The organism is Sodalis sp. RH16, from assembly GCF_047324245.1.
Lineage (GTDB): Bacteria > Pseudomonadota > Gammaproteobacteria > Enterobacterales > Enterobacteriaceae > Acerihabitans > Acerihabitans ligni.
The window spans coordinates 4,417,663-4,442,462 of record NZ_CP178737.1 but is presented as its reverse complement, the minus strand read 5'-3'; the positions used below and the strand labels follow the sequence as shown (position 1 = coordinate 4,442,462).

At 59.8% G+C, this 24,800-nt stretch carries 20 protein-coding genes; 13 read left to right on the top strand and 7 right to left on the bottom strand.

The features are described 5' to 3' along the window. Positions 1-140: 140 nt before the first annotated feature. Positions 141-1,451 carry a heme anaerobic degradation radical SAM methyltransferase ChuW/HutW gene (hutW, locus tag ACL2XJ_RS20335; RefSeq protein WP_413724306.1) on the bottom strand — a complete coding sequence of 437 codons (1,311 nt, stop codon included), beginning with the start codon at positions 1,449-1,451 and terminating at the stop codon, positions 141-143. 436 nt (positions 1,452-1,887) lie between these two features. On the opposite strand from hutW, the gene ACL2XJ_RS20330 reads away from it, so the two are divergent. The 8 genes from ACL2XJ_RS20330 to ACL2XJ_RS20295 all read left to right on the top strand — a co-directional run bounded on the left by ACL2XJ_RS20330 (position 1,888) and on the right by ACL2XJ_RS20295 (position 9,706). Then, positions 1,888-2,916 (top strand): hemin-degrading factor, encoded by a 1,029-nt coding sequence (locus ACL2XJ_RS20330; RefSeq protein ID WP_413724305.1) that lies wholly within the window; start codon positions 1,888-1,890, stop codon positions 2,914-2,916. Then, positions 2,913-3,728: a heme/hemin ABC transporter substrate-binding protein gene (locus tag ACL2XJ_RS20325; RefSeq protein WP_413724304.1), complete on the top strand. Its 816-nt coding sequence runs from the start codon at positions 2,913-2,915 to the stop codon at positions 3,726-3,728. Before ACL2XJ_RS20330 ends, ACL2XJ_RS20325 begins: the two co-directional genes overlap by 4 nt. After that, the gene (locus ACL2XJ_RS20320) at positions 3,725-4,714 is read left to right on the top strand and encodes a FecCD family ABC transporter permease (RefSeq protein ID WP_413724303.1); all 990 of its coding nucleotides are present in this window, start codon (positions 3,725-3,727) and stop codon (positions 4,712-4,714) included. The genes ACL2XJ_RS20325 and ACL2XJ_RS20320 overlap by 4 nt, the downstream gene beginning before the upstream one ends. Then, complete coding sequence (locus tag ACL2XJ_RS20315; protein ID WP_413724302.1) at positions 4,707-5,621, top strand: heme ABC transporter ATP-binding protein; 915 nt, start codon at positions 4,707-4,709, stop codon at positions 5,619-5,621. Before ACL2XJ_RS20320 ends, ACL2XJ_RS20315 begins: the two co-directional genes overlap by 8 nt. Positions 5,622-5,791: 170 nt before the next feature. Next, positions 5,792-6,550, top strand: coding sequence for an IclR family transcriptional regulator (locus ACL2XJ_RS20310; protein WP_413724301.1), 759 nt, complete (start codon positions 5,792-5,794; stop codon positions 6,548-6,550). Between the two features lie 151 nt (positions 6,551-6,701). Continuing rightward, positions 6,702-7,979: an MFS transporter gene (locus tag ACL2XJ_RS20305; RefSeq protein ID WP_203521633.1), complete on the top strand. Its 1,278-nt coding sequence runs from the start codon at positions 6,702-6,704 to the stop codon at positions 7,977-7,979. Continuing rightward, positions 7,976-9,001, top strand: coding sequence for an amidohydrolase family protein (locus tag ACL2XJ_RS20300; protein ID WP_413724300.1), 1,026 nt, complete (start codon positions 7,976-7,978; stop codon positions 8,999-9,001). The genes ACL2XJ_RS20305 and ACL2XJ_RS20300 overlap by 4 nt, the downstream gene beginning before the upstream one ends. A gap of 9 nt (positions 9,002-9,010) precedes the next feature. Further along, positions 9,011-9,706 carry a 4-carboxy-4-hydroxy-2-oxoadipate aldolase/oxaloacetate decarboxylase gene (locus tag ACL2XJ_RS20295; protein ID WP_132921830.1) on the top strand — a complete coding sequence of 232 codons (696 nt, stop codon included), beginning with the start codon at positions 9,011-9,013 and terminating at the stop codon, positions 9,704-9,706. 186 nt (positions 9,707-9,892) lie between these two features. Here ACL2XJ_RS20295 and ACL2XJ_RS20290 read toward each other — a convergent pair whose 3' ends face one another. The 4 genes from ACL2XJ_RS20290 to ACL2XJ_RS20275 form a co-directional block, all read right to left on the bottom strand. Then, complete coding sequence (locus ACL2XJ_RS20290) at positions 9,893-11,536, bottom strand: cyclic peptide export ABC transporter (protein WP_413724299.1); 1,644 nt, start codon at positions 11,534-11,536, stop codon at positions 9,893-9,895. 103 nt (positions 11,537-11,639) lie between these two features. Further along, complete coding sequence (gene fhuB / locus ACL2XJ_RS20285; RefSeq protein ID WP_413724298.1) at positions 11,640-13,655, bottom strand: Fe(3+)-hydroxamate ABC transporter permease FhuB; 2,016 nt, start codon at positions 13,653-13,655, stop codon at positions 11,640-11,642. After that, positions 13,652-14,605 (bottom strand): ABC transporter substrate-binding protein, encoded by a 954-nt coding sequence (locus tag ACL2XJ_RS20280; RefSeq protein WP_132921833.1) that lies wholly within the window; start codon positions 14,603-14,605, stop codon positions 13,652-13,654. Before ACL2XJ_RS20280 ends, fhuB begins: the two co-directional genes overlap by 4 nt. A gap of 57 nt (positions 14,606-14,662) precedes the next feature. After that, a complete protein-coding gene (locus tag ACL2XJ_RS20275) occupies positions 14,663-16,855 on the bottom strand; it encodes a TonB-dependent siderophore receptor (RefSeq protein ID WP_413724297.1) in 2,193 nt (730 codons plus the stop codon). A gap of 369 nt (positions 16,856-17,224) precedes the next feature. Between ACL2XJ_RS20275 and ACL2XJ_RS20270 the strand changes: the two genes are divergently transcribed. Then, on the top strand, positions 17,225-18,043 hold the full coding sequence (locus ACL2XJ_RS20270; protein WP_413724296.1) for an AraC family transcriptional regulator: 819 nt from the start codon (positions 17,225-17,227) through the stop codon (positions 18,041-18,043). A 64-nt stretch (positions 18,044-18,107) separates the two neighbouring features. On the opposite strand, the gene ACL2XJ_RS20265 is transcribed toward ACL2XJ_RS20270, so the two are convergent. Continuing rightward, positions 18,108-18,752, bottom strand: coding sequence for a TetR/AcrR family transcriptional regulator (locus ACL2XJ_RS20265; RefSeq protein ID WP_413724295.1), 645 nt, complete (start codon positions 18,750-18,752; stop codon positions 18,108-18,110). A gap of 140 nt (positions 18,753-18,892) precedes the next feature. Between ACL2XJ_RS20265 and ACL2XJ_RS20260 the strand changes: the two genes are divergently transcribed. Further along, positions 18,893-19,555 carry a DUF3313 family protein gene (locus ACL2XJ_RS20260; RefSeq protein WP_413724294.1) on the top strand — a complete coding sequence of 221 codons (663 nt, stop codon included), beginning with the start codon at positions 18,893-18,895 and terminating at the stop codon, positions 19,553-19,555. Positions 19,556-19,600: 45 nt separating this feature from the next. Here ACL2XJ_RS20260 and ACL2XJ_RS20255 read toward each other — a convergent pair whose 3' ends face one another. Further along, positions 19,601-20,521 (bottom strand): AraC family transcriptional regulator, encoded by a 921-nt coding sequence (locus ACL2XJ_RS20255; RefSeq protein WP_413724293.1) that lies wholly within the window; start codon positions 20,519-20,521, stop codon positions 19,601-19,603. A gap of 370 nt (positions 20,522-20,891) precedes the next feature. Here ACL2XJ_RS20255 and ACL2XJ_RS20250 point away from each other — a divergent pair, with 370 nt between their 5' ends. From ACL2XJ_RS20250 to ACL2XJ_RS20240, 3 genes are read left to right on the top strand one after another with little or no spacing between them, the layout of a single operon-like run. Further along, a complete protein-coding gene (locus ACL2XJ_RS20250; protein WP_413724292.1) occupies positions 20,892-21,380 on the top strand; it encodes a (2Fe-2S)-binding protein in 489 nt (162 codons plus the stop codon). Continuing rightward, the gene (locus ACL2XJ_RS20245) at positions 21,377-22,384 is read left to right on the top strand and encodes an FAD binding domain-containing protein (RefSeq protein ID WP_413724291.1); all 1,008 of its coding nucleotides are present in this window, start codon (positions 21,377-21,379) and stop codon (positions 22,382-22,384) included. Before ACL2XJ_RS20250 ends, ACL2XJ_RS20245 begins: the two co-directional genes overlap by 4 nt. Continuing rightward, positions 22,381-24,777, top strand: coding sequence for a xanthine dehydrogenase family protein molybdopterin-binding subunit (locus tag ACL2XJ_RS20240; RefSeq protein WP_413724290.1), 2,397 nt, complete (start codon positions 22,381-22,383; stop codon positions 24,775-24,777). Before ACL2XJ_RS20245 ends, ACL2XJ_RS20240 begins: the two co-directional genes overlap by 4 nt. The last annotated feature ends 23 nt before the right edge of the window (positions 24,778-24,800 follow it).

Below are 24,800 nucleotides of genomic sequence, written 5' to 3'. Positions count from 1 at the left end.
TGATTTTCAATATCAATCTCAAAGACGATTTTTTTACGCTTACCGTTTTCTTGCCGTTACTTATCGATAAAACAACAATGGTTACATTCAGACATCATTTGTGATGTATCCGGCGCTGGTGCCCTCTCGCTGGCAGAGGCCTACCGATCCGCTTCGGCTGCCAGCCGCGGTATCAGCAGCCGCAATGCCTGTAATAGATTATTGGCCCAAAAACGGCCGTCCACCGTCAGGCGCATACAGGAAGAGTCGTCCACGATAAGCCCCGCCCGCTGCCACTGGCTCAGCAGCGGGCGCAAGGCACCGCTGTGGTCGGTCAAGGCGGATAGCGCCACCCGGCCGGTTTCGATGCCGCCCTGAAGCTGGTGCTGCCAGGGTTCAGGCGCATGGGGGGCCGTCATCATGGCGATGGGTTTTTCTCCTAGCCGAACCCGCTGATAGTAGCGTTCCAGATTACGTTCCAGCATATAGGCCTGTCCGTCTAGGCTGCCGCCGGCGCCGCTGCCCAACGCCAGGTAATCCGCGCCCTGCTTGATCAGCAGGTTGTACAAATTACGTTCACGACTGGTCTTCGCCCAGTGGCTGTTGCTTAGCTGATGCCACCCCTGCCCGGCCAGCACATCGGCGCCGGCACGGTAAAAGGCCAATCGCTCCGTCACATCCGGCAGGGTGGTCCGTCCATTTTCCACCGCTTTATACAGCGGCGTGCCGGCCAATACATTCAGGGCATACAAATCCACGCCATCCAAGGGTAATTCACTGATAATCTTCAGGTCATCCCGCCAGCCCGACAATGTTTGCCCCGGCAGCCCGAACAGAAGATCGCACACCACCGCCGCCCGATCGCGCCGGCACAGCCGTTCAAGGAACGCGATGGCCGTCTCGCCATCGGAGATGCGCCCCATCCGGCGGCGGATGCGGGTGTCGAATGTCTGGATGCCGATGGAGAATCGGTTGACGCCCGCATCCAGACAGGCATCCAGGCGTTCATCATCAACATTGAGGACACGGCCTTCGACGGTAATTTCGCAATCCGGCGCCAGGGGCAGACTGTGGCGAATGCGGCGAATCACCCTGTTCAACTCGGCGGCGGTGAGCGCGGTGGGCGTACCGCCCCCCAGATAGACCCCGTGGATGGGTGCGGACTGGTGCAACGGGCTGTCCGCTTCCAGCTGCAGTTCACTCAGTAAACATTCGGTATAGACGGCGGTACTGTCCGATTTCAACGGATTTTGATAAAACCCGCAAAACGAGCAATGGGTGGCACAGAACGGAATATGGATATAAAGCAGACGCTTACGCGCCGGCAGCGTGCGTTGCTGTAATTGCCGCCATCCCTGGCTGATACTGTCGCCGTCCAGCGGGCGTTGATTGCGCCAGGGCATCGCCATCACCCGGTTATCGAACGGCTGTTGGCCTTCTCGGGCAAAGAAAGGGGTTAAATCCATCGACATCTTGTTATCCGATCATATTTTATGGAAATTGAATGATAATCATTATTATTAATATCCCTGATTGCAAGAGGATTCTCCTTCAACCGGGCGCTAAAATGCCCTTTATTGATCTGAGATACTTTTCACGCCGCGACGGAGCCTTGCACGCTCCATGACAAGAATAGACTGATAATCTAAGAGCTTAGCTAAAGCGCATGTTACGGTTTTTTAGCGTTATCACGACACTCTCCTGTCGATATCCCCACTGATTTCTTACGATGGCCGAGATTGACAATGATAATTGTAATCATTATCATTAAAATTATTATCTTGAAACATTCCCATAACATTTGCCTTTTTTTACTGTCGGCGTTGCCCTCGGAGGCTGCCGGTTAATGATATTCATTGAGCCATTTACCGTCCGTTGCGACGGTCCCTATGAATAAAGGACGTTGTCATGAACCATCGCTATCAGACCTATCTGCAACTCAAAGCGCTGCATCCGCATAAATACGCCCGCGATGTGGCGCGTTTGATGAATATCAGCGAGGCCGAGCTGACCCATGCCCGCGTCGGTACCGAAGCCAGACGGCTTCGCCTTGATGTGCCCGCGATGCTGGCGGCCCTGGAGGCCGTGGATGAGACCAAGTCCATTACCCGTAATGAGTACGCGGTACATGAACAGATTGGCCGTTATCAGCACTGGCGGATAGGTGAGCACGGCGGGCTGGTGCTCAATCCGCGGGGGTTGGATCTGCGACTGTTTCCCGCGCAGTGGGCCAGCGCATTTTTTGTCAACGAGCAAACGGCGCGGGGTGAGCGTCAAAGCATTCAGTTTTACGATGGTCACGGCGACGCGGTGCTGAAAGTCTATGCCACCGCGCAGACCCGCATGGCGGACTGGGATCGATGCATCGGCCGGTTCTCCTCGGCGGACAATCCGCCGCTGGTCCTCGCTCCCCCGCCCGCCGCCAATGAACAGGCCGAGGCCCCGCCGCAGCTGGAGCGGGAGTGGCGGGAGATGACCGACGTCCATCAGTTTTTCAACCTGCTCAAGCGGCATAACCTGACGCGCCAGCAGGCGTTCCGCGCCGTATCCGAAGATCTGGCCTGCCGGGTGGACAACCAGGCGCTGAGGGAAATTCTTGAGGCGGCGCGGCAGGACGGCAACGAAATCATGATTTTTGTCGGCAACCGGGGCTGCGTGCAGATCTTTACCGGCGTGATAGAGAAAGTGACCCCCTGGCAGAACTGGATCAACGTCTTTAACACCGAGTTTACCCTGCACCTGATGGAAGACCGGATCGCGGAAAGCTGGGTCACCCGCAAACCCACCGGCGGCGGCGTGGTCACCAGCCTGGAACTGTTTGCCGCCGACGGCACGCAGATAGCACAGCTTTTCGGCCAGCGCAGCGAAGGACAGCCGGAGCAAACGCGGTGGCGGTCGCAAATCGGGTTATTGACCGCCCGGGGAGCGGCGGCATGAAAGGCTGGCTGCTGGTCCTACTGGCGTTGCCCTGCTCCCTGCTGGCGGCGCCGCGTATCGTCACCATCGGCGGCGATGTCACCGAAATCGTGTTTGATCTCGGCGCCGGCGACGAAGTCGTGGCGCGGGACAGCACCAGTCTGCAGCCGGAAAAGGTGAAGACTTTACCCGATATCGGCTATTTGCGGCAGCTGAACGCCGAAGGGATCCTGGCCATGCGGCCGACGCTGGTGCTGGTGAGCGAGCAGGCCAAGCCCTCCCTGGTGCTGGAACAATTGGCGGACAACGGCGTGAAAGTGGTCACGGTGCCGGGAGACGCTTTTGCCTCGGCCATTGCCCACAAGATTGCGGTGGTGGCCGATGCGTTGAACCGTCCTGAGCAGGGCAAGGCGCTGCAACAACAGGTGCAGGGGCAACTGGCCGCCATTCCTGCGTCGCCGCTGCCGGTGAAAGTGCTGTTTATTCTCAGCCACAGCGGGATGACGGCCATGGCGGCCGGCCAACAGACCGCGGCCGATGCGGCCATTCACGCCGCCGGTCTGCAAAACGCCATGCAGGGATTTGTTCATTATCAAACCCTGTCCCAGGAAGGGGTTATCGCCAGCGCGCCGGATCTGGTGGTCATAAGCCGCGACGGCATCGACGCCCTCGGCGGCGAGGCGCAGCTCTGGCGATTGCCCGGACTGGCGATGACCCCCGCCGGTAAACAACATCGGCTGCTGGCGGTGGATGACATGGCGCTGCTGGGCTTCGGCCCGTCAACGCCGGCCGCCATCGCCCGGCTTCGCCGCAGCGCGGAAGCCATACGATGACGCTCCGCCGTCTGTTGCTGCTGCTGTTTATGCTGATTTTGCTGATGGCGGCGGCGGCAAATCTGGGGGCGGTACCCATCTCCCTGCCGTTATTGTGGCGCACTTCGTTTAACGATGCCACGTGGCACATCTGGCTGAACATCCGTTTACCGCGCGTACTGCTGGCGGTGCTGATCGGGGCGGCGCTGGCGATGGCCGGCGGCGTGATGCAGGGATTGTTCCGCAATCCCCTGGCGGATCCCGGTTTATTGGGCATCAGCAGCGGCGCGGCGCTGGCGGTGGCCTGCTCGGTGGTATTGCCCCTCTCCCTGCCGCCGCTGGTGGCCTTGTATTCTTCAACCCTCGCCGCCTTCTGCGGCAGCCTGCTCGTCACGCTGGTGATATTTTCCCTCAGCCGCGCCGGCGGTGGGACGCTGTCACGTTTACTGCTGGCGGGTATCGCCATCAATGCGCTGTGCGGCTCGGCCACCGGCGTCCTCTCCTGGCTCAGCAGCGATCGGCAACTGCGGCAGTTATCCCTATGGGGCATGGGAAGCCTCGGCCAGGGACAATGGACCTCCCTGGCTGTTCTGGCCACGCTGCTGGCGCCCGCCATGCTGGTTATCCAAAAACAGGCCCGCCGCCTGAATCTTTTGCAACTGGGAGAAGAAGAAGCCCATTATCTCGGCGTCGACGTGCGGCGCACCCAGCGCCTGCTGCTGCTGTCCAGCGCGCTGCTGGTGGGCGCCGCCGTGGCGGTGAGCGGCATTATCGGTTTTGTCGGACTGGTGGTTCCCCATCTCGTCAGGATGTGGCTTGGCGCCGATCATCGCTGGCTATTGCCGGGGTCGGCGCTGGCCGGCGCCCTGCTCTTGCTGGCGGCGGACACCGCCGCGCGCACGCTGGTACTGCCGGCGGAAATGCCGGTGGGTTTGCTCACCAGCCTGCTCGGCAGCCCCTGGTTTTTATGGCTGATCCTCAAGGAAAAACCCCTTCGCCATGCCTAAGTCGCCGACCCTTTCCACGGACAGGCCAGCCCTTGGCCGCGCCGACAGCCCATCATCCACGGACATGTCAGACCTTGGCCGCGCCGATAGCCTCCCAGCCATTGACATATCCGGCGGTTGCGACACAGACCGTCCTCTGCTCAAGGCCGAGGGCGTCGGCTATCATATCGCCCGGCGCACGCTGTTAAGCCAGGTATCGCTGACGCTGGCCCCCGGCGAATTCGTCGCGCTGATTGGCCCCAACGGCGCGGGAAAATCCACCCTGCTGCGGGTCTTGACCGGTTATACTCCCCCCAGCGAAGGCACCTGCCTGCTCAATAACACCCCGCTCCACCAGTGGCCTTCGGCGCAGCTGGCCCGCCAGCGGGCGGTTATGCGCCAGCAAGGCGCCCTCACCTCCCCTTTCACCGTCGCCGATGTGGTGTCCATGGGGCGTGCGCCCTGGTCCGCCGCCGCCGATGCCGACATTGTTGACGACGTAATGGCCCTCACCGGCTGCCGGCCGCTGGCGCAAAGGGAATTTCGCCAACTCTCCGGCGGCGAGCAGCAACGGGTCCGGCTGGCGCGGGCTTTGGCGCAGCTTTGGCAACAAGACGGCCCGCGCGGCTGGCTGTTTCTGGATGAACCCACCTCCGCGCTGGATCTCTATCACCAGCAGCATGTACTGCGTTTGCTCAAACGTCTGACCGAGGACGGCAGGCTGGCGGTGTGCTGCGTACTGCACGACTTGAATCTGGCCTCGCTATGGTCCGACCGGATCCTGCTGCTGCACGAAGGCCGCCTGGTTGCCGCCGGCACTCCCCAAGACGTGTTGACGGAACCGCAGCTACGCCGCTGGTATCAAGCCGATGTCAGCGTACAGCTCAATCAGGAAAACCAAAGACCGCAGATCTTCTTACAGCGCTGAGCCTCGACAGGCCGGCCCGCTATCTCCCATCGTGCAACGAACCTGTTAAAGGGAGACCGTGCCAATACCTCTTCTTGTGATGCGAACCACAGAATGTTCCGTGAGCTCCACTATAATTGTTCTATCAGATGATATTGAGTTCTATCAGACAGAACAAATGGAGTCTCACAATGGCCGAAAAAGCGGAAAATACCCCGCAGCCCATAGGCGTAACCCCCAGCGGCGTAGACGTAATCGATCGGGCCGTAGCGCTGCTTTTTGCCTTTAAAAAGCAGGACAGCTCGTTAACCCTCACCGAACTCTCCAAACGCACCGGCCTGTACAAAAGTACGGTCCTCAGGCTCACCGCCGCACTCTGCCATCATCGCTTGATGATCCGCCTCGAAGACGGCCGCTTCAGCCTGGGATCGGCCACCTTCTCCCTGGGCACCCACTACCTCGCCAACCTCAATCTCAGCGATGTCCTGCTGCCCCTGATGCGCGAATTAAATGAACAGCTCGGTGAAACCGTCTCTTTTCACATCCGCGAAGGAGATCATCGCCTGTGCCTGTTCCGCATCAATTCGCAGTTTTCCGTGCGGGTCAATGTCCAGCAAGGCGACATACAGGCATTGGATCGCGGAGCCGGCGGGCGCGTGCTGCTGGCGTTTTCCGGCGAACCCGGCGAACTCTACGACCGTGTTCGCCACGTCTATACCTACGCCTCGGTGGGGGAAAGGGATGAAGAGACCTCCGGCATATCGGCCCCGGTGTTCGGTTCGGATCAAAAGCTCATCGGCGCGGTAGGCATTGTCGCGCCGGTGAGCCGTTTGGATATGGCGCTGATGACGCAATATCGCCCGGCGCTGCTTGATATCGCGGCCCGTGCCACCGAACGGCTAGGGGGCGACGGCTCGCCCATGCTGGCCGCGATAAATATCCCTTGTTGAAACGTGCTTAGGCGGTGGGAGTTCGATACAGAGCGAAGCGGTATCCACGCCGTTGTTAAGTAAAACGACATAACCTTGGAAAATTGCCCTCGATAGCGGTGAAGCGATGCCTGACTCTGGCACGGCTCTTGAGGCAAGTAAGGCGGGAATAATGATGTTTCAATGGTTCACATCCCTTAATAAAGTGGAAAAACGCACCTTCTGGGCCTGCTTCAGCGGCTGGGGGCTTGATGCCATGGACACGCAGATGTATGCCCTGTCCATCCCGACGCTCATTGCCTTATGGGGCATGACCAAAGGCCAGGCCGGCATACTGGGCACCACCGTGTTGATCATGGCGGCGCTGGGGGGGTGGGTTGCCGGCATTCTGTCCGATCGCTACGGCCGGGTCAGAATACTGCAGGTAACCATCGCCTGGTTTTCACTGTTCACCTTCCTTTCGGCCTTTACCGACTCGTTCTGGCAGTTGCTGCTGACGCGTAGCCTGCAAGGACTGGGGTTCGGCGGCGAATGGGCAGTGGGGGCGGTGTTGATAAGCGAAACCATCAACCCGCAGGTACGGGGCCGGGTGGTGGGGGCGTTGCAGGCGGGATGGGCCCTCGGCTACGGTATCACCGTGATCCTCGCCACGCTGCTGTTTGACTACTTTCCCGCGGCTATCGTGTGGCGCATCCTGTTTGCTCTGGGCATTCTTCCCGCGCTGCTGGTACTGTGGATTCGGCGCAATATCGAAGAAGCGCCGATTTACAAAAAAGAGCAGGCCGCCGAAAAAGGCCAATCCCGGAATATCTGGGAGGTATTCGCCCCCTCTTTTCGCGGAACGACCTTCAAAGCCATCCTTTTGACCTTCGGGATCTATGGCGGTAATTACGTCATGATCACCTGGCTGCCGGCCTATTTGAAGCTGGTTTTACATCTGTCCATCAACAACGTCGGCGGTTATCTGGCCATCAATATTCTCGGGTCATTCGCCGGCGCCTTCCTGAACGGCTGGATGGCCGACGCCCTTGGGCGGCGCAAAACCTTTATTATCATCGCCTGTCTGCAGGCCATCGCGGTGGGCGTGTATACCATGGCGCCCATCAATCTCACCATCACCCTGCTGCTGGGATTCGTGCTGGGGACCCTGCAATCGGGTACCGCGGCCGGCACCGGCGCGTTCATCGCCGAGCTTTTCCCCACCCGCGTCCGCGGTTCGGCCCAGGGCTTATGCGGCAACGCCGGCCGCGCGCTGGGTGCGGTCATGCCTACCCTGGTGGGGCTGCTGAGCATCAAGATGGATCTTGGGCCGGCCATGGGTATCTGCGCCTGCGCATCTTATGTGATTGTCGTGATCGCCGCCATGCTGCTGCCGGAAACCCGCGGACGCGACCTGAGCAATATCGTGATGGAGAGTGATAAACCTACTGCTATGGAACGTATTCAATGATTATCGATATCCACGGACACTATACCACCGCGCCGGAGGGACTGGAGACATGGCGCAAACGGCAAATCGCCGCCCTCACCGACCCGGCCATCACCATCGATACCGCGGATGTACGGATTTCCGACGACGAAATCATCAATACCCTCGAGAGCAACCAACTGCTCAAAATGCGTGAACGGGGTATTGATTTGACCATTTTTTCGCCTCGGGCCAGCTTTATGGCCCATCATATCGGCAATGCCGCCACCAGCGCCGCCTGGGCCTCGGTCTGTAACGAATTATGTTACCGTGTCACGCAGCTTTATCCGGCGTATTTCGCCGGCGCCGCCATGCTGCCGCAGTCCCCCGGCGCCGATACCCGCACCTGCCTTAAGGAAATGGAGCGCTGCATCAGGGATTACGGTTTCGTGGCGGTGAATCTCAGTCCGGATCCCTCCGGCGGCCATTGGACGGCGCCGCCCTTGTCCGATCGCTACTGGTATCCGATTTATGAAAAAATGGTGGAATATGACGTGCCGGCCATGATCCACGTCAGCACCAGCTGCAACCCGGCGTTTCACACCACCGGCGCGCATTATCTTAACGCCGATACCACGGCGTTCATGCAGTGCCTGACCTCGGATCTGTTCACGGATTTTCCGACGCTGCGCTTTATCATTCCCCACGGCGGCGGCGCGGTGCCCTACCACTGGGGCCGCTTTCGCGGTCTGGCGCAGGCCATGCACATCGATGATATCCACAGCAAGCTGCTGAAGAATATTTTCTTCGATACCTGCGTCTATCATCAGCCTGGCATCGATCTGCTGACCCGGGTGATCCCGGTGGAAAATGTACTGTTCGCCTCGGAAATGATCGGCGCGGTGCGGGGCATCGATCCCCTTACCGGTTTTGCCTTTGACGACACCCGGCGCTATATCGACTCGGCGGCGCTCACCGCCACTGAAAAAAAACTCATCTTCGAAAGCAATGCGCGCCGGGTCTATCCCCGGCTGGACTCATTACTGTCGGCCCAGGGCCGATAAGGAAAGACTATGCAAACCCGTGTGAATGCCTTGGGCATCGTTAAACGCACTATTGAACGTACGGATCCTGCGGTAGTCGAGCGGCTAAGTCACTTTGGCGTGGCCACCCTGCACGAGGCCATGGGGCGGACCGGGCTGATGCGATCCCATATCCGCCCCGCTTACGCCGGTGCCCGCTTATGCGGCAACGCGGTGACGGTGCTGGCCCAGCCCGGCGATAATCTGATGCTGCACGTGGCGGCGGAACAGATCCGGCAAGGGGATATCGTGGTGGTGGCCTGTACGGTGGAGAATGGAGACGGCATGTTCGGCGAGCTGCTGGCCACCTCTTACCGCGCCCATGGCGCCGGCGGACTGGTGAGCGAAGCCGGTGTCCGCGATGTGGCCGCATTGCGTGAAATGGGCTTTCCGGTATTTTCCCGCGCCATCAGCGCCAAGGGCACCGCCAGGGCGACCCTGGGATCGGTTAACGTGCCGGTTATCTGCGCCGGCGCGCTGGTGAACCCCGGAGACGTGGTAGTGGCCGACGACGACGGCGTGGTGGTGGTGCCGAGGGAAATCGCCGCCCAGACCGCCGATGCGGCGCAAAAACGCGAAGATAACGAACAGGGAAAACGGGAGCGCTTCGCCAAAGGGGAGCTAGGCCTGGATATGTATCAGATGCGGGACATGCTGCAACAGGCCGGGCTTAAATACGTCGATTAAGACAATTACCCGCGCGCATCAAAGCCGGCTAAGCCCGCTATCCCCGGGTCAGTCGGCTTAAAAGATATTCATGTCAGCCAAGGGCAGCGCCACAGTTGACGCATTTTTATGCGTCGAGATTTGTCAGTAGGCAGAGTTCGGTATGACTTAAGCCGGTGGCACGTTCCACCGTAGATTGCGCTGGGGTTATTTTGCTATTCTGCCGTCTGCCATATAAATAATCCGGTCAGCGGCAGAGAAATACCGGTCGTCATGAGAAATGACGATAAGCGTTTTTCCCCTCCGTTTGAGATCGGGCAGCAGTTCAGTGTAAAACACCTGCCGAAACACCGGATCCTGGTCCGCCGCCCATTCATCAAACACGATAACCGGGCGATCCTCGAGATAGGCCTGCAGCAGGGCCAGCCGCTTGCGCTGGCCGGTGGAGAGGTCCGTGGTGGAAAAACGCCCGTTTTGAATCCGGACCTTGCGGGCAAGATCCAATCGTTCCAGATAACGCTGGCTCTCCTGCGCCCGAACCGGGTCCACCAGGATTTCGTCAAAAAGATAATAATCGGCGAACACGGTGGTAAACAGCCGGCGATACGCATCCCGGCCGGCCGCGGTTACCGGCTGCCCGTTATACAGGATCCGACCCCGGTCCGGGGCGTACAGCCCCAGCAGAAGCTTAATGAGGGTGGTCTTGCCGGAGCCGTTTTTACCGACGATAAACAGAATCTCGCCGGCGCGGATATCCAGGCTCACCGGTCCGAGGGAGAAACCCGTCCCGCCGTCCGGCAAGAAGGTATACCCCACCTGTTCGAGAGCAAGGCTGTTCATCGATAACACAGGCTCCCCCACCTCCTGCGGCGCCAGCGAGATATCCGGCTCGGGATTACTGAATGCCGCGGACAGCGCCGCCAGTTTTTTCATCGAGACGAAGGCCTGCCCCATGACCGGCAGGGCGCCGGCCAACTGTTCCATCGGGCCTTTGATAAACAACAGGACGATGACCGCGGCGCTGACATCGGCGGAATCAATTCCCAATTGCCGGCGCGCGGTCAGCATGATGCCGATAAAGATAAACAGCAAGGCGGTACTGGCGCCGCTCATCAGCCAGTACCGGCCCATGGCATGGCTTTTCAGCCGGGCGATGGCGTCCACGGCGCCGCCAAGCTGGATGCCGAATACCCGCGCCCGGCGGTCCTGGTTGATGCGCAGCTCTTTTGCGCCTTCGATGATGGCGCGGTACTGCTTTTGCAAATCATCCTGGGCATCCCGCACCCCTTCATAATCCTTCATCCAGCCGTGGCGCGAAAACGCGGTCAACAACATCCCGGCGACAAGAAAGGCCACGGAGAAAACAAACAGCGTCCGGGACAGCCATAACAGATAGACCAGTCCTCCCAGCGCCATCGCCAGCGCAATGGCATAGGTCGAGAAATTAAAGGTGAAGGCGCTGACGGTATCGATGTCATTATTCAGCGTGGCCAACAGCCGGTGGGAGCGGTAACGCTCGATGGCATCCAGCGGCGCGCGCAGGATGCGCGACGAAATGTCCTTGCGCAGCGAGGCAATGATTTTCTGGCCGATCAGGCTGTTCAGGACGCCGGCGACGGAGGTGCCCGCCACGCTGACGGACAGCAGTCCGGCGAAGTCCAGCCAGAAGCCCGGCGTCAGTTCGCCCCGCTGCAGCGTCTGGTTAATGCGTCCCAACAGGCCGGTGGCGGTCAGCCCGCCCACAATGCCCAGCAGGGTCGCCGTGGCCACCACCGGCCAGAAGGGTTTAAGCAATCGTAATACTTCCGCCATCATAGTTGATGCCGGAGCGCCGGTATCGGCTTCCTTCATTTTCAGCTCCTGATAGATTCTCGGTAATGTGACGATTTCAACCAAGGCAATCTCTTAATGACGCCCCGCATGCCAAGCTGCAGCCGGGTGAGCCCGTTCCCCGTCAGCGCCGCCGCATCAATAGCCACATCAAATAGGGCGCGCCCAGCAGCGTCGCCACCAGGCCTGCCGGCAGTTCCCTGGGCATCAGCAGGGTGCGTCCCAGCCAGTCGGCCGCCACCAGCATCAGAGCCCCCAGCGGCGGCGCCAGCAGCAGTTGGTGCGTTGGCCGCCGCGCGCCCATCAGCCGGGCAAAATGCGGCGCGGTGAGGCCGATAAACGACACGGGACCGACAACCAGCGTCGCCGCCGCCGTCAGCAGGGCAATCAATCCCAACACCGCCAATCTGGCCTGGGGCGTCGCCACGCCCAGCGCGGTGGATGTCATTTCGCCAAGGGGTAAAATGGTCAGCCAGCGATGGCAGCACGGCGTCGCCAGGCACAGCAGCAGGCAGAGCAGCAGCGCATTCCGCGCCTCGGCGGGGCCGATGGAATAGGTGGAACCGGCAAGCCAGGCGATAAGCGCGGCGGCGCGATCTCCTCCCCCCGCCACCACCACCGCGACAACGGCCTGCAGCAACGCGCTGACGGCAATGCCCGCCAGCAGGATGCGCTGGGGTGAGAACCGCGTTCGTCGCGCGAAAGAGAGAATGGCCAGCAGCGCCGCCAGGGCGCCGAGGGTGGAGACCGACAGGCGCAAGATAGGCAATGCGTCCCCTTGATACAGCAACAGGGCCACCAGTCCGAGGGCCGCTCCCGCGCTGACTCCCAGCAATTCCGGACTGGCCAGCGCGTTGCCCGTCAGCCGCTGGATTAAGACCCCCGCCACGGCCAGCATCGTGCCTGAGGCCATGGCGGCCACCGCGCGCGGTACGCGCCAGAGGGACACCTGCGGCAGCGCATGCAAGGCGGTGAAATGCCATCCGCCCGGCGTGCGGCCAAAATCAAGGGAGAGCGCCATCGCCAGCGCCAGCAATAACACCAGCGCCGCAAAGCGGCGATAAATACCCGGATCCCCAGGCCGCTGAAGAGAGGCGCCGGCATAAGGGGGTTCCACGCCGGACGTCGCCGGCTGAAAACGCGCCAGCAACAGCAGCATAAGCGGGGCGCCGAACAAGGCGGTGGCGGCGCCGGTGGGAATTTCTCCCATCATGGCTGAAAACCGCTGCACCGTCTGGTCGGTCAGCCAGAGCACCAGCGCTCCGCACAGCGGCGCGGCAATCAGGCGCTGCCTGAGCCGCCGCGCGCCCGCCAGCCGGGCAAGGGCCGGCGCGGACAGCCCGACAAAGCCGATAACGCCCACCGCGCTCACCACGCCGGCGCTGAGCGCCACCGCCAGGGTAAAGCCGGCGATCCTTATGGTTCCCGATCCCAGTCCCAGGCTGCCGGAGTGGCCGTCCCCCAGCGCCAATACCGTCAGCGGCCGCAACAGCAGAAAGGCGAAGCACATTCCGGCCAGAAACTGCAGGCCCAGCACGGCGACATTGCGCCAATCCTGCTGCAGCAGCGAGCCGCCGCCCCAGATAAACAGGCTGTGTAGGTAGGGCGTATACAGCAGTTGCAGGGCCATGATGACGGAGCCGCAAAACAGGGTGACCACCAGTCCCGCCACCGATACCGCCGAGGGCTCATACTGCCGTGGCCGGGATAGCGCCAGAACGATAAAAGCCGCCGCCAGGGCGCCGCCCAGGGCCGCCCATTGCGGATGATGGAGCATGACCGCCGGCGCCCACAGGGTAAACAGGGTGAGCGCCAGCTGCGCCCCTGCGCTCACCCCAAGGGTCATGGGTTCCGCCAGCGGGTTTTTCAGCACCTGCTGGAAAAGCGTGCCCGCCAATCCCAGCACCGCGCCGCACAAGACGCTGATAGCCAGCCGCGGCAGCCAGCCGTCAAAAACCATGATATGTCTGATATCCTGCCCCGGCGTTGAAAGAAAGGTCTGCCACCAGCGCGAAACAGGTAGAATCAACGACAGGTTTTCCAGGCTGAGAACCGCGCCGGCGGCGAAGGCCAAAACCATCAGCAACAGCGGCCACGGCCTGGATATCCGGAGGGTACCGGCACGGAAAACGCCGCTCATTTCGCGGTTTCTCCCACGGCGCCCGGGCTGTTATCATTCCCCTGCGCTTTTAGCGCCGCCGCCAGCTCCCGGGCGAAACGGCCGGCGGAAGGCAGCATGCCGAATCCCCAAAACGGCGCCAGCCCATAAACCCGACGCTGTTTTACCGCCGGCAGCGCCTGCCAAAGCCGGTTGCCTTGCAAACCCGCCGCCACCGGCGCCGGCAACGGGGTGAAATAGACAATGGCTGCTTCCTGCCGCGCCGCCAAGGCCTCCAGTCCGGCGACGCCGATGCCCCAATAGTCCGTCGGGCCGCGCCAGGCGTTCTTGACGCCCAGCGCATCCATGACGTCCTGAAAAAGGCTGCGCTCGCCGTAAATGCCGATATGCAGAGCATCGAAAAATCGAATCAGATAAATGGGCTCCGACGCCAGGCGCCGCCGAGACGAATCCAGCTCGGCGCCGGCGCGGGCAAGGGTTTGGCGGGTCTGGGCAATCAGTTCGCCGGCCGCCGCTTCCCGCCGGCATAACCGTCCCAGTTCAAGGGTAATCCGCTGCGCATGGGACAATGGCGCGCCCTGGTCGGTATAAACCGCAAAGGCGCGCACCGGGCAGATGCGCTCCAGCATGGCCCGCTGCGCCTCCTGGCTTGAATTGATCAGGATGAAGTCCGGCGCGAGCTGTTGCAGCCACTCGAGGGAGGGCGCGAGGCGCAGCCCCACATCCGCTACTCCTGCGGGTATGGCGGGGATTACCACGTTATCGCGGTAGCCATCGATCTCAGCCACGCCCACCGGCGTTATGCCCAGCGCCAGCACCGTTTCCGCCAGGCCCCAGTCCAATACCGCCAGCCGGGGCGCCGGCGACGTGACGTCGCCCGCCGCCTGCATCCCGCTCCAGGCCCGCCGTGGAATGGCCGGCAGCGTCAGCAGCCACAGGGCCAGCGTCTTGATGAATCCGCGCCGCAGCATGGTCTCAGCCCGCCGACGGCTGAAGGCGGCGCGCGCCGCCGCGGGGGAGCATCGCCCTTACCACCGGTAGCGGGCCGTGGCCAGCACTTCCGCGCCGTCGCCGTAGGTACAGGTATTGGCGCTATAGCAGGAGGCGACGTAATGGCGGTCGAACAGATTCATGGCGTTCAGCGATAACAGCCAGTGTTGTCCCGTGTCATAGTGCACGCCTGCGTCGAACAGGGTCACCGAGGGCACGCGGATGGTGTTCGAGGTGTCATAGCTCGCGCTGAGGTAGCGCACCCCGGCGCTGGTGCCGAAGCCCTGCAGAATACCGTTATGGAAGCTGTAATCCAGCCAGGTGGATACCGTATTGCGCGGCATGCCCCATATTCGTTTCCCGGCCAGCGGCGTGCTATCGCCGTCGAGGGTGGTGGCAGAATCGTTGGAGTCGACCGTCACGGCATGAAGATAGGTGTAAGACGCTATCAGCTGCAGGTTGTCGGTGAGTCGGGCATGTTCCTCCAGCTCCAGTCCTTTGGATCTCACCTTGCCGGCCTGGGTGGAAAAACCCGTATGTTCGGCGTCGGCGGTCAGGACATTTTCCTCGGTAAGATCAAAAAGCGAAGCCGTGGTAAAACTCTCGGAGCCCGCCGGCTGGTATTTGACCCCCACTTCATACTGATTGGCGGTGGTGGGTTTCGCCATACCGCCGCCATAAAGCTCGCCCACCTGAGGAGTAAAGGACTTGGCGAAACTGGCATAAGGCGCAATACCGTTGTCAAACAGGTAAACCAGCCCGGTGCGCCAGGTGAAGGCACGGGAAGACTGCGCGGTGGAGGAAGCGGTGACGGGATTGACATCGTCGGCGTCCGCCCAATCTTCACGCACGCCCAACAGGTAGCGCCAGTTGCCGAAGCTCATCTGATCCTGGCTATAGGCCCCGAGCTGTTTTTGCCGGATAAAATCGTCCGATGACGTGGCCGGGGCGGCGATATCGCCATAATCCGGCGAGAAGACATTCAGCGTCGGCGCGGCCCCCAGCCCTACGGTTTCCCGGTATAAAATGCGCTGGAAATCCACGCCGGTAAGCAGGGTATGGGATACCGGACCGGTATCGAAATCCGCCAATACCTGATTGTCGATGGTGAAAACCTTGGCATGCTCATCATTGAAAAACGCATAGCGATTCACCGTATCGTCGGATCCCGCCGCAAAGCCGTTGCTGAATACGTTATCCAAATCATCTTTGACATAGCTGTAGTGGGTATTCTGCCGCAGGATGAAAACATTATTCAGGCGGTGTTCAAATTCGTAGCCTACCGAATATTGCGTTCTGGAGTGATTATCGAAGCCCGGCGCGCCCATATTGGTATGGGGTGATATCTTGCCGTCGGCGGCGTTGAACAGACTGCCCGCCGCCGGGACGAAATTATAATAGCCGACGTCGGGATCGCGCTGGTATTTGGCCAGTATCGTCAGAGACGTATCGTCATTGGGCCGCCAGGTCACGGCGGGGGCGATATACAGCCGTTTCTGCCGGGTATCCTTCACCTGGGTATCGCTGTCCAGTCCCGTGCCGGTAAGCCGATAAAGCAGCCTGCCGTCATCGGTGAGTTTTCCCCCCAGATCAAAACCGGCCTGGTAGCGATTGTGGCTGCCGATGGTGGTAAAAACCTCATGTACCGGCGTCGCGGTGGGACGCTTGCTCACCAGATTCGCCACGCCGCCGGGATTCACCTGTCCGTAAAGAACGGAAGCCGGTCCGTGCAGGATTTCGATACGTTCCAGCCCGTAGGGATCAAAATTGGCAATGGCATAGCCGAAACTGGTGTCGCTGGGCATTCTCGAACCGTCGAGGAATTGTTCCAGATAAAAGCCCCGGCTAAACAGGTAAGGCGCGCCGGCGGTGGAATCCCCGCGGATTTCGGATCGCACCCCCGCGGTATAACGCAGCGCCTGGGCGACGGTCTGGGCGTTTTGCGCCGTCATCTGTTCCTTGTTCACCACCGAGACGGATTGCGGGATTTCAAGGAGGGGAGTATCGGTCTTGGTGGCGCCCGTCGCCGATTTCGCCACCGGTATTGACGTACCGTCAGGTTTACCGGTCACGACCATCACGCTGGCTGTATTGCCCTCGCCGCCGGTCTGCTCGGCGCCGAATGCCGGTGCGCCGGCCAGCGCCAGGGCCAGTGCGCTTAATTTAAATCCTACCGTCCATTGCCGCCGGGGCCGGAACCCCCCGGATTGCCTTGATGTTAACTTACTCATGCCTTCAACCCTGCCTGATTCCTGCCTGTTTAAGAAAAGAATGCTCACTGGCGTACAGACTCTGCGGCCCGTTGTCACAGCCTAGACTTGAAGGCGAATGATAATGATTTTTCTTCTTATTGAAAGGTGAAGGTTGTCCGTTGTAAGGTGTGTTCCGGCGCCACCCTTTTTTCAGGACGAAAGTTGTCCTAAAACCTGCGCCGCCGGACAAAAATTTCAGGCATTATTCAGCGGATTATTCCAGGAGCGCTCTTGAAGGGGCTTTCCGGCGCCGGGGCGGCGGTGTGAAACAACACCGCCGCCGGCCGGTACCAAAGAGGATGTGATGAATCAGCAGCACAATACCGTTAAGGATAAATATCCCCGATCATGAAGAACAACGCGAGCCTTGCAGAGGCGGGGTTACCCGCTGTTCGCCCGTCCGTCCCCGCGGCCTCCGCCGGGGAGTGCGTTTCGTTTATATCCTATCGCTACGCGCATTTGCAATCCGAAGTATGGCATTCCCATAAAACGGCCCAGCTCACCTACGCCAGCCGGGGCTCGATCAAAATTCACACCGCCACCGGCATATGGACGCTGCCGCCCTATCGGGGGCTGTGGATCCCCTCGGAATTGCCGCACCAGATCCATGCGCTGGGCGATGCCGTAACCCACAACCTCTATTTACCGGAAAATCCCGGCCACAAGCAGGTGGAGGATTATTGCGTCATTCTCATCTCGAAGATGGTGCACTACCTCATTGAGGCGCTGACGCCCCCCGACGAACCGGGGGAAATCAATTATCAGCGCCACCGGCTGATGCTGCCGCTGCTGTTTCATGAACTCAGCGCCGCCGCGCCGGCCACGGCGGGTTTCCTCCCCTTTCCCCGCGAGCGCCGTTTGTGCGCCGTTACCCGGATATTAACGGCGGACCTGGGTAACGAGGATACGTTGGACCAGCTAAGCGCCGGGGTCGGCGCCACGCCGCGCACGCTGTCCCGGCTGTTTCGCCATGATACCGGCCTGACGTTTTCCCAATGGCGGCAACAGCTCAAAATCATGGAGTCCATCAGTTTGATGGCGCAGGGCCGCACCATCGAGGAGATAGCCCAGCGGCTGGGCTATTTCAACGGCAGCGCCTTTATCGCCATGTTCAGGCGAACCCTAGGGGAAACGCCGCAAAGGTATTTCAACACCTTTGAGGAATAATCGCGGCATCGCCATGATGCCGGTTATTCTCCTTAACACGCCAGCGGCTGATTATCGCTCTGGGTTATTTCAGGTTTGCCGGCGCCGGGCGCGCCGGCGGTGCTGCGCCATACAGAAATAGATTCACCGCGCAGCGGGTCATCTCATGGATTCTGGCAAGGCTGACCGGCTGGGACTGACGCTGATAGATGCGGACTTCGGTCTCGGCGGTCAACAGCGCCAGAAACTGCAATGCCCGGATATAGGGATCGCCCACCCGCAGCTCCTCACGATCCATGGCGCCGGCCAGCAATGCCGATAATTTTTCAATGCTTGCCCTGGGACCGGACTCATAAAACAGCGTCCCGATATCGGAATGCCCGGCCTCTCCCACGACCATGCGATAAACGGATAACGCACTGTTGTCGTTTACCAATACCTTCAACATCCGCTTTCCGAAACGCATCAGTTTGTCTTCCAGCGTTTCCGTCTTATCGTCGTAAGCCGTCAACTCTTCCGCTGCCTCGGTCAGGTGCTGAGTGGCATAGGCATGGATAACGGCGGTGAACAGCTCCTCTTTGGACGAAAAATAGCTGTACAGGGTGGCTTTGGAGCCGCCCAGGCGTTTGGACAATTCATTCATCGACGCGCGTTCATAGCCCATTTCCTGAAAGAGCCGGGCGGCAGCCTCAACAATGGCCTCGCGGCGGGCCTGCGTTCGAACCTTCATGGTTTCTCCTGCGACATAAATAAACTCAAGTGTACATTTTCTTGACAAACAAATCATATCAATGCAAAACTAAACCGTACAGTTTGGTTCATTAATAAAAAATAGCCATCATTGTCTTCTTTCATAATAGGGCCGTTCAAATGCAAACAACCTTCAGGAAATCTCGACCCGCGCTTCTTATTCTGTGCATCGCCTTGGCGGCGTGTTCATCAACGCCCCCCGCCCGCTATCAAAATCTTGACTCATCTTCCCGGTTAAGACCCAACACCGATGAAGCATCGTATCGCATTCCCTACCGTTACGCGGAGCCGGTTGACTGGAAAAAATACACCAGCATCATTATTGAACCCGTTGCCCTCTATCAGGGTCCGGACAACCAGTTTGGCGATATGGACCCGTCAGACCGGCAAGCGCTGGTCCACTACATGCAAAATCAGTTCAGTGAAAAACTGCGGGCCCGTTTCAGGGAAGTCACCATCCCCTCTTTGGATACTCTGCGGGTAAAACTGACGCTCACCGGCGCCAAGACCACCACGCCGGTGATCGGTACCTTTACCAAGTTCGATTTGGCCGGCGGCCCCTATAACATCGTTCAGTCCATTCGCGGCAAGGAGGGGTTGATGAACGGCTCCGTGAACTACGCCGTGGAAATTTCGGATGCTTCAACCCGCCGCCTGCTTAACGCCTATGTCGCCAAACAGTATCCCAATGCCCTCAACGTCGGCGCCAGCGTCGGTTCGCTGAGCGCCGCGAAGGTGGGCATTGACAAGGGCGCGGATGAACTGGCGGACATGCTCAAATAAAACCGGAAGTTAACCCGCTGCCGCCCTGTTCCGGTCGGCCTGCATTCATCCGCTTTTCTCCTTGAGCCAGATTCTTTTCGTTTTGGCGGAATCGATGGTGGGCGCATCGCCAAACAGCCGTTTGAATTCCCGGCTGAACTGGGAATTGCTGCTGTAACCGACGATGCTGGCGGCCCGGGAGGCGGTCATATTATCATGCAGCATCATCAGGCGCGCTTTATGCAGGCGGATCTCCTTAAGATATTGCAGCGGCGTGGAATGGGTAATGGCCTTGAAATGGGAATGAAAAGCCGACACGCTCATTCCGCTCTCTTTAGCCAGATCGGCCATATCGAAATTATTCGCGTAATGGGCGTGCATCTGGCTTAATACCTTGGCTATCTGGCCATGCCTTCCTTTATTCAGGGCCAAAAATTTGAGATTATCGCCGCTTTTTTCCATTAGAATGTTATACAGAAACTCCCGCAGGATATTTTGCGACAGTATTCTGGCCGGTTCATTATGCTCAAGGCTTTCCACCAATCTCACCAGAATGCCTGACTGATGCATGGTTAGGGATTGGGTTGAAATGAATTCGATATCCTCGCCGCTTAAGGAAGGATTATCCATCTGTAATAATATTTCCGTAATGAGCGTAGGGGTCACCTTGATAAGGATGCCAATCAGCGGCTCGTCCGGCGAGCCTATCGTCTCGCATTCAAACGGCATTGGAATGGTCAGGGTAAGATATTCATTTTTGTCATAAATAAAAAGCCGTTCACCCATGGTGCCGATCTTTTTTCCCTGCAGAATGATAACAATGGATGGCTCATACATTACCGCGCTGCGCGGAATATGCTTTGAGGAGCGTATAAAATTAATTTCGGGCATTCGGGTGGTGAATACGCCGTCCCCGGAAATCAGCCGATTAATAATGCCTATCATTTTTTTATTTCGTTTATCAATGACGCTCATTAATTCCGACATGTCTGCACTCACTTTCAGATTAAATGAATATACCCGTCATCCGGTTATACCGAGCTAACACATCATTATTTTCATTCATATTTCCTTAATATATTTTTCCCTTTTGATAAGTCATTATAGTTGATACGAAGCGCATTTCACACCCGCGGCGCGGACAGGCCGTGGGCCCGGCGTGGGGCGAGGCCTGCCGCGCCGGGAAAGCAAAAAAACAAAAATCAGGCAAGACAATTGCAATAACAGGCAACCCGGCCGGTGAAAACTGCATATACACTTAGGATCTCAGCACGGCGTTACTTGTCACCATCTGTTGTTTCCCTTCGTTTTAAGCATTGCGGCAATCATTCAATTTTATCCTGACTGGAAGACCATCATGGCTAAAAACATCCCGTTGCATCTCAATGTAAATAATAGAGATTTTGACGTCACGCTGGATCCCCGCGTGACGCTGCTTGACGTACTGAGAGAGCATCTGGCGCTGACGGGCACCAAGAAAGGCTGCGATCAGGGGCAATGCGGAGCCTGTACGGTGCATCTTGACGGGGAGCGGGTATTAAGCTGCCTTACCCTGGCGGCGCAGGCGCATAACCGGCAAGTCACCACCATCGAAGGCGTGGCCAAGAGCGACGGCACGCTGCATCCGGTTCAGGCCAGCTTTTTAAAACACGATGCCTTCCAGTGCGGATACTGCACCCCCGGACAAATCATGTCGGCCATTGCCTGCATCAAAGAGGGCCACACCGGTTCCGATGGGGAAATCCGCGAATACATGAGCGGCAATATTTGCCGCTGCGGGGCATATCCCCATATCGTCGATGCCGTTAAAGAGGCGGCAGAGGACATCAAGCGGGAGTCGGTATGAATGAATTCAATTATCATCGGGCGCTGAATATTGATGATGCCATCGCACAGGCGGGCGGCGTCAACAGCCGATTCATCGCCGGCGGCACCACGCAGCTCGATCTGATGAAGTGCGGCGTGGAAACCCCGGAAAATCTCATTGATATCAAACATCTTTCCGGCCTGAATGACATTACCTTCAGCGCCGATACCCTGCGCATCGGCGCACTGGCGCATATGAGCGAGGTGGCGGCCGATGCCCGCTGCCGAAGCCAGGCGCCGGTGATTTATGAGAGCCTGTGGCAGGCGGCCTCGCCGCAGATACGCAACATGGCTACCATCGGCGGCAATTTGCGCCAACGCACCCGCTGCGTCTATTTCCGTGACCCCGGCGCCTTCAGCGCCTGTAATAAACGCCGCCCCGGATCCGGCTGTTCGGCGCTGCACGGCATCAACCGCAATTATGCCGTCCTGGGGGTGAGCGAGAGCTGTGTCGCGCTCTACCCCGGCGATCTTGCTGTGGCGCTGACGGCGTTTGACGCACGGGTGATTTTGCGCAATGCCGCGGGGCAGGAACGGCGCATTCCCATCGACAGTTTTTATCTGCTGCCGGGCAATACGCCGGATAAAGAGCACGATATGGCCGCCGACGAGATGATTATCGCCGTTGAAGTGCCCATCGTGCCGGCGCTGCGGCGCTCCCATTATCTGAAAGTGCGCGATCGCACCTCCTACGAATTTGCCGCCGCCAGCGCGGCGGTGGGTCTGGATCTGGACGGAACGGTGATTCGCGATATCCATATCGCCATGGGAGGCGTCGCCACCAAACCCTGGCGCGCGCACGCCGTGGAGGCGGCATTACGGGGCAAACCCTTCAATGAAGATGAAATAAGACGGGCGGCGGCGCTGATTACCGCCGATGCCCGGCCGCTGGAACATAACCGTTTTAAAATCGTCCTGGCCCCGCGCGTCATTACCCGCGCCCTGTTAACCGCAGGCCAGCCCAGCCCGGGAGAAAAGTCATGAGCCAACAGCCCACAAACCCCATGCGCCGTCATCTGCTGAAGGCCACCGCGGTAATATCCGCCGCCGGCGGCATCGGCCTGCGGCTAGGCAGCGCACAGGGGGCGGAGCAAGCTTCGGCAACCGACAGCGCCGCCGAACAAAAGTACCAAGGCGTTGGCGTTGCCCGCTCCCGGGGCGACGGCCGGCTTAAGATATGCGGCGAGGCCACCTATGCCGTTGAGCACCAGCCCGAGGACGTCGTGTACGGGGTGGTGATTCAGTCCACTATCGCCAGCGGGCGTATTACCCGCATGAATGCGGATAATGCGCGGCGGTCCACGGGTGTGCTGGCGGTTTACACCCACCAAAGCGGATTGAAAATCAACAAGCCGACGCCCATTGCCAAAGGCGGCGCGGCCCAATCCACCTACACGCCCATTCAGGATGATATCATCATCCACAACGGACAAAATATCGGCATCGTGGTGGCGCAGACCTTTGAGCAGGCCACCTATGCGGCGTCGCTGGTGGAAATCGACTATGAGGAGACCCCGGCCATTGTGTTTGCCGACGATGCCCGCGCCGCGCCGAAGAATCTCGACCCGCTGAATATCGATGTGGGCAATGCCCGGCAGGCCATGGACAGCGCGGCGGTACGCATCCGCGGCACCTATACCACTCCCCGTGAATACAATATGCCCATGGAGCCCCATGCCTGCGTGGTACAGTGGCAGGGAGAGCGCCTCACCGTATGGGAGCCCAGCCAGTGGGTGGCCGGGGCGAAAACCGAAATCGCCCAGTGGATGGGTATGGACAAGGCCGATGTCCATATCGTTTCGCCCTATGTGGGGGGCGGTTTCGGCTCCAAACCGGTGCCCTATACCCACGTTGCCCTCGCCTGCGCGGCGGCCCGCGAGCTTAAGCGACCCATCAAGGTCTCCCTCACCCGGCCGCAGGTATTTACCGGTCTGGGCGGACGGCCGGCCACGTCGCAAAACCTGGAGATGGGCGCGACCCGGGACGGTAAAATCCTGTCTGTCATCCACGACAGCTTCAATGAAACCTCGCTGCACGATGTGCACATCGAGGCCTGCAACAGGGTCACCGCGCTGATGTACGCCATACCCAATGTCCATTCCCGCCACCGGGTCGTGCCACTGAATACCGTGACGCCAGGCTGGATGCGCGCGCCGGGGGAGAATCCCAGCGCCTTCGGCCTGGAGACGGCGATGGACGAAATGGCCTATGCCCTGGGTATCGATCCGCTGGAACTGCGGTTGCGCAACTGGCCCGATCACGACTTCAAGTCGAATCTTCCCTGGAGCACCCATCATCTGCGCGACGCCTGGCTGGCGGGAGCAAAAGCCTTCGGCTGGGAAAAACGCACCCCTGCCCCGCGATCCATGCGTGACGGACATGAGCTTATCGGCTGGGGGATGGCGTCCGGCACCTATCCGGTGAACCGTATACCGGCGGAGGCGAAGCTTATCCTGCGCCAGGACGGGCAGCTGATTGTGCAAAGCGCCGGCGCGGATATCGGTACCGGCACCTATACCATACTGGCCCAGGCGGCGGCGGAGGTGCTGCAGATGCCGTCCGAGACCATCATCGTACAGCTTGGGGATACGCAGCTACCCCTGGCGGGAGTGGCGGGCGGCTCACAGCTGGCGGGCAATCTGATGGGCGCGGTAAGCAAAGCCGCCAATATGATGCGTGAACGGTTAATTACCCTGGCGGTGGAGCAGCCGGCCTCGCCGCTGCATCAAATGGACAAAAACCACCTGACGGTGGCGGACGGCGAGGTCCGTCCGGCCATGCGACCAGGACGGGGGATTGCCCTGGGGGAATTACTGCGGTCGGCCCATATGGACAGCCTGGAGGTGATGGCGGATACCTTTAAAGAGGGAACGTCGGCGCAAGAGCGCGAGGCTATCGTCAGCTCGCTGGGACAATCGACGCATTCCGTCGTCCCCGGCGTCTCCGCCCACAGCTGGAGCGCACAGTTTGTGGAGGTGCGGGTGGATGAGGATTTCGGCACCGTCCGGGTCAAACGCATGGTGGCGGCGATGGACAGCGGCCGGCTCTACAACCCGAAGCTGGCGCGCAGCCAGTGGATCGGCGGCATGGTAATGGGATTGGGGCAGGCCCTGCTTGAGGAAGGCGTTATCGATCCGCGCCATGGCCGGGTCATCAATAACAACCTGGCGGATTACCTGGTGGCGATTAACGCCGACGTGCCGGACATCATTACCATTGACGTGGGAGAGCCCGATTACCGGGCCACGGCGCTGGGGGGCAAGGCGGTGGGCGAATTGGGTATCGTCGGCGTGGCGGCGGCCATCGGCAATGCCGTCTATCATGCCACCGGCAAACGGGTCCGGGATTTGCCCATCACCATGGATAAACTGATTTAACGGCAGGCCGATGCCACCGGGGC

What these genes read in the sequence shown, in the direction of transcription:
- ACL2XJ_RS20250 (WP_413724292.1), top strand. Translation starts at nt 20,892, where the DNA reads ATGGCTAAAAACATCCCGTTGCATCTCAATGTAAATAATAGAGATTTT.
- ACL2XJ_RS20320 (WP_413724303.1), top strand. Translation starts at nt 3,725, where the DNA reads ATGACGCTCCGCCGTCTGTTGCTGCTGCTGTTTATGCTGATTTTGCTG.
- ACL2XJ_RS20325 (WP_413724304.1), top strand. Translation starts at nt 2,913, where the DNA reads ATGAAAGGCTGGCTGCTGGTCCTACTGGCGTTGCCCTGCTCCCTGCTG.
- ACL2XJ_RS20290 (WP_413724299.1), bottom strand. Translation starts at nt 11,536, where the DNA reads ATGAAGGAAGCCGATACCGGCGCTCCGGCATCAACTATGATGGCGGAA.
- ACL2XJ_RS20330 (WP_413724305.1), top strand. Translation starts at nt 1,888, where the DNA reads ATGAACCATCGCTATCAGACCTATCTGCAACTCAAAGCGCTGCATCCG.
- ACL2XJ_RS20275 (WP_413724297.1), bottom strand. Translation starts at nt 16,855, where the DNA reads ATGAGTAAGTTAACATCAAGGCAATCCGGGGGGTTCCGGCCCCGGCGG.
- ACL2XJ_RS20300 (WP_413724300.1), top strand. Translation starts at nt 7,976, where the DNA reads ATGATTATCGATATCCACGGACACTATACCACCGCGCCGGAGGGACTG.
- hutW (WP_413724306.1), bottom strand. Translation starts at nt 1,451, where the DNA reads ATGTCGATGGATTTAACCCCTTTCTTTGCCCGAGAAGGCCAACAGCCG.
- ACL2XJ_RS20315 (WP_413724302.1), top strand. Translation starts at nt 4,707, where the DNA reads ATGCCTAAGTCGCCGACCCTTTCCACGGACAGGCCAGCCCTTGGCCGC.
- ACL2XJ_RS20310 (WP_413724301.1), top strand. Translation starts at nt 5,792, where the DNA reads ATGGCCGAAAAAGCGGAAAATACCCCGCAGCCCATAGGCGTAACCCCC.
- ACL2XJ_RS20255 (WP_413724293.1), bottom strand. Translation starts at nt 20,521, where the DNA reads ATGTCGGAATTAATGAGCGTCATTGATAAACGAAATAAAAAAATGATA.
- ACL2XJ_RS20280 (WP_132921833.1), bottom strand. Translation starts at nt 14,605, where the DNA reads ATGCTGCGGCGCGGATTCATCAAGACGCTGGCCCTGTGGCTGCTGACG.
- ACL2XJ_RS20245 (WP_413724291.1), top strand. Translation starts at nt 21,377, where the DNA reads ATGAATGAATTCAATTATCATCGGGCGCTGAATATTGATGATGCCATC.
- ACL2XJ_RS20260 (WP_413724294.1), top strand. Translation starts at nt 18,893, where the DNA reads ATGCAAACAACCTTCAGGAAATCTCGACCCGCGCTTCTTATTCTGTGC.
- ACL2XJ_RS20295 (WP_132921830.1), top strand. Translation starts at nt 9,011, where the DNA reads ATGCAAACCCGTGTGAATGCCTTGGGCATCGTTAAACGCACTATTGAA.
- ACL2XJ_RS20270 (WP_413724296.1), top strand. Translation starts at nt 17,225, where the DNA reads ATGAAGAACAACGCGAGCCTTGCAGAGGCGGGGTTACCCGCTGTTCGC.
- ACL2XJ_RS20265 (WP_413724295.1), bottom strand. Translation starts at nt 18,752, where the DNA reads ATGAAGGTTCGAACGCAGGCCCGCCGCGAGGCCATTGTTGAGGCTGCC.
- fhuB (WP_413724298.1), bottom strand. Translation starts at nt 13,655, where the DNA reads ATGAGCGGCGTTTTCCGTGCCGGTACCCTCCGGATATCCAGGCCGTGG.
- ACL2XJ_RS20305 (WP_203521633.1), top strand. Translation starts at nt 6,702, where the DNA reads ATGATGTTTCAATGGTTCACATCCCTTAATAAAGTGGAAAAACGCACC.
- ACL2XJ_RS20240 (WP_413724290.1), top strand. Translation starts at nt 22,381, where the DNA reads ATGAGCCAACAGCCCACAAACCCCATGCGCCGTCATCTGCTGAAGGCC.